The organism is Caballeronia mineralivorans PML1(12) (genome assembly GCF_001028175.1).
GTDB lineage: Bacteria > Pseudomonadota > Gammaproteobacteria > Burkholderiales > Burkholderiaceae > Caballeronia > Caballeronia mineralivorans.
This window is the reverse complement of record NZ_AEJF01000215.1, coordinates 1-3,591: the sequence shown is the minus strand read 5'-3', so window position 1 is coordinate 3,591 and position 3,591 is coordinate 1. Positions and strand designations below refer to the sequence as shown.

2 protein-coding genes are annotated in these 3,591 nt (G+C 59.0%); both read right to left on the bottom strand.

Annotated elements, in window-relative coordinates:
- Positions 1 to 358 precede the first annotated feature (358 nt).
- Positions 359 to 2,170 (bottom strand): hypothetical protein, encoded by a 1,812-nt coding sequence (locus tag EOS_RS35835; RefSeq protein ID WP_152693240.1) that lies wholly within the window; start codon positions 2,168 to 2,170, stop codon positions 359 to 361.
- A 264-nt stretch (positions 2,171 to 2,434) separates the two neighbouring features.
- A partial coding sequence (locus EOS_RS47290; RefSeq protein ID WP_160312565.1) for a hypothetical protein occupies positions 2,435 to 3,591 on the bottom strand: 1,157 nt, incomplete at its 5' end.

Genomic DNA, 3,591 nt, shown 5'->3' with positions numbered 1-3,591 from the left:
CTCACCTGCCCTTGGCTGCGAATAATATTTCCATTGATTTAGCGCGACACGGCCCCTTTGTGAAGGTCATGCTGAACCCGCGTGTCATCTGAATACCTGAGGCATTCGAGACACAACCGCTCGCCAGTGCGTCGGGCAAATTGAGGGGATCGGGCGCTGCCCATTGTGTGAACCCAGTGTCGCTCAAGGGCAAGGTGCCGTCTTTCAGAAAGTAGACACATCGTCTGGAAACAGGCCCATAGTTATCGCCCTGCACCCAGGCGAAAAATCGGCACTCGCAATCGAAGGTGGCGTGGTGATCGGGGGTAGCGTGCCCATCCTTCGCTGCCTCTCCGGCCATCTAGCCCTCGTCCCGTTCTTACTCGACACCCCAGCGATCCGGCAGTTCTTCGGCAAGCGCGCTGCGAATCGCGGGGGGGCAACGATCAAGCCCCTCACTGAGGCTCAACCAGGCCGTCTTCTGAACGTCGAACGGGAGTTCGGGAATCGCCGCATACAGGCGAGCCAACAGGAACGACACCACCGCTTCGTACTGTTTATCAAGAATGCGGAAGGTAACATCCATAAGCCGGTGGAACACCTCGTATCGGTTGTCTTGCCGCTGTATCTTGAGCAACTCGGCGAGCGCAGCGAACAGTTCGCCAGACACATGCCCGCTTTCCTGGATTGCCTTGACTGCCTCAAAAACCTTGTCAGTTGCCGGCGCGATCTCCTCGACAGGGAGCCCGCTGATTTCCTGGCTCAACGACACCAACGGCCCATCCCGATCACCTCCCGGAAGGTTCCTGATTGCCTGCAGCATCTCATTGAATCCGAAGCCGACCGCATCGGTCATTCTGCGTGCAAGACTGGAAAACGCCTTCCTGAACACAAGTGCTCGGGCGGTCCCCGGCAAGGGGCTGGCTACATCGACGAGGTCGTTCAACGCCTTCGACCGATTATCGACTGTCAGCGCACCAAGCGATCCGCTCAGCCCGCTCAGCGACGTCGCCGCAAGCAGATCCTGTCCGTTCTTGAAAGAATGTTTGATATCAGTCAAAAGCGCATTGAACGTGGCCAGTCTGCGATCTTCCGGAAGCGTGGGGAGAGCAGCTGAAAGTGCCGAATGCACCTCCCCACAGCCGTTACCGGGAAGCTCGCGGGCAGACTTAAGGATCTGCTCGATCGTGGCCAACTGTTCATCAGAGGTCTTGCACAAACCGATCCGTGCGGCGAGATGGGCTAGCGGACGCTCCCGATATTCTGGATCAAGGTTCAACGTGGCACTCAGGATACGGTCGAACGCGCGCGGCGCGTCTTCCAGGCGAAGCAATGAAAGGCGATCGGTTATCCGCAAAAGCACTGCGGCCTGCGCAGAGTGTCCACAGCCGTAAATAGTGCCATCGAAGCCGCCGGTCGAGACAGCGTCGCGGCCGTTTCCCAGCAACGCGTACACCTCGGCCGAAGACACGATCCTTGTGGCCAGGCTGACCAGTCGCCCCGTATGAACGTCCTTGTCGTCACTCTGGATACGGTCGAATGCACGTAGCGCCCTCTCGCTTGAGGAAGGTATTCCGGCATGCCCCATCAACCACAAAGCAGTCTCGACTACGCCGGGCTTTCCAGGATTGTGAGGATTGTCGAATCCACCGGGCGGACCGACCTCGGCGCTGCCTGGCAGCGCGTACATGTCGAGCGGAGACTCGAAGTCTGTGTACTGATTCGTTTGAGCCAGGCCGCTGATCGTACCTCCCGCCTCGACCAGCACATGAAGGCCAGAAGTGAAGTTCGGTTTGACGTTTTCGGTATCGACCCCTGCCGCTAAGCCTTCGATGCCGCACCTGTCCGCTCTCAGGGTCACTTCGTCAAGATAATCGTGGGGAATACCGGCGAATACAACCTCAGGATTCCTCTTCAGTGTGCGGGCAAGATATTCAATCAGGCCCTCCCGATTCAGGCATCCGCCCGGAAATGCGCCTTCCAACCCGACCTCCAGGGCATAAATCTGCACGACCAGATCCATCAGGTTGCGCGAATCCGTCGAGGCTGCCCCAAGCGCCAGGACCACAGCCGCAAAATCCTTGTTGCCGCACGAGTTTTCTTCGCCAAGCGCCGCCTTGACGTACTCCACGCGGTGCCACGGAGAAGCATGTGCGAGCAATTTGTCGATCTCACCGAATGCCCACGTCATTGCAGCGCCGACGTCGTGAAGCTTCAGGTGTTCCGGGAAAGTCCGCACTGACGGTTCCCCGTCCGAGCCCGGCGGAAACCAAATGGCACGCGAACTAGGACAAAGCGGTTGTGTTCCGGGCATATCGCACCTGTTCACGTCTGTTGGATGTTACTTGCACCGGCCGACCATGCCACCTCGTCTCACTCGTCACGGATACCGCAAACGGCCATTCACCGTCTGAAGACCTGATGGCATTCCAGCCTCTCACTCAAATCCACGTTGTCACGCCTGCCCGGAAAGGTCCGACAGGAAGCTATCGCGGTAGCTATCCGCCAATAGGCAACCGACAGAAAAGAGGTCGCTCTGCGCTGTTTCCCACAGGTTGACGGGGAGCCACACGACCACTCGACACAGGCGACGTAAAGGCAATTCCGCAGACCGTATCTGTTCCGCAGACCATGCCGGGTCGCCATCGAGAAGCCGGCTGGTCACTGCCAGAAGCCTGTCGAACATCGCGGGCCTGTCGCTCAACGGCAAATCTTCAATGGCAGCGGAGATTGACAGTGACGCGATCAGGTCGATGGTCACGTCACGCGGCTCGAGTTCCTGGATCGTATCGAGGACGAGGTGGGTTGCACGCGCGGATCCTGCCACGCGTAGCAGGCTGATCGTGTTGCTCAATGCGGTCAGCGGTCGAATCCGGGAACGCGAAGGTAGTCCCTCGATGATCTTGAGCACGGTGTCAAGCCGGGCACCCGCCCAATCGTCCCCTTTCGCCGGAAAATTGAAGACAAGTTCGACGAGTGCCTGCACACGGTCGTCGCAGGGTAGTGCGTTGACTATCTCGAAGAGGCGATTCATTTCCTCCTTTCGAGCTTTGTCAGGTAATTTGCCGAACGCGTAGCCCAAATGCTTCATCGGCAAAACGAACGGCCGATTTTCATTGCGGCAACGAAGCTCTTCGGTGGCGGTCAGGAGCCGGCCAAACATCGTGATTCTGTCACGAGCCGCAAGTAACTCCAGATTGTCCGCAAGTGCCGCGAGCAGCAGGCCGGCGTACGCTCCATCAGGAAGCGTGCCGACGGCATCCACTAGCTTGCCGAATTCAGTTGCCGGTTGGTCGCCTACGATCTCCAGCGCTTGAGCCAGCGCCACCAGCGGCCGCCCCTGATAATCAGGCGACAGACTAAACGTGGCGCCCAGGGCACGGTCGAACGCCCGCTGTCTTTTGGAAGGAGGGAGTTGCTCAAGATGACTGGCTATTATCGAAAGCACCTTGGCCCGGCCACGAGGCGGCAGCTCGCCGATGGCGCCGGGGTAACGGCCTTGCGCATGGCCGCCGTCCGTGTCGCCGAGCAGCCAGAGCGCGTGAACCTCAAGCCAGAGGTTTTTCGCCCGTGTGGCCATCCGATCAATTAGAAGCTGCTCACGAAGCGCCG

Bases quoted from the DNA above. Each gene is read 5' to 3' on its own strand.
- EOS_RS35835 (WP_152693240.1), bottom strand. From the start codon at position 2,170: ATGACGTGGGCATTCGGTGAGATCGACAAATTGCTCGCACATGCTTCT.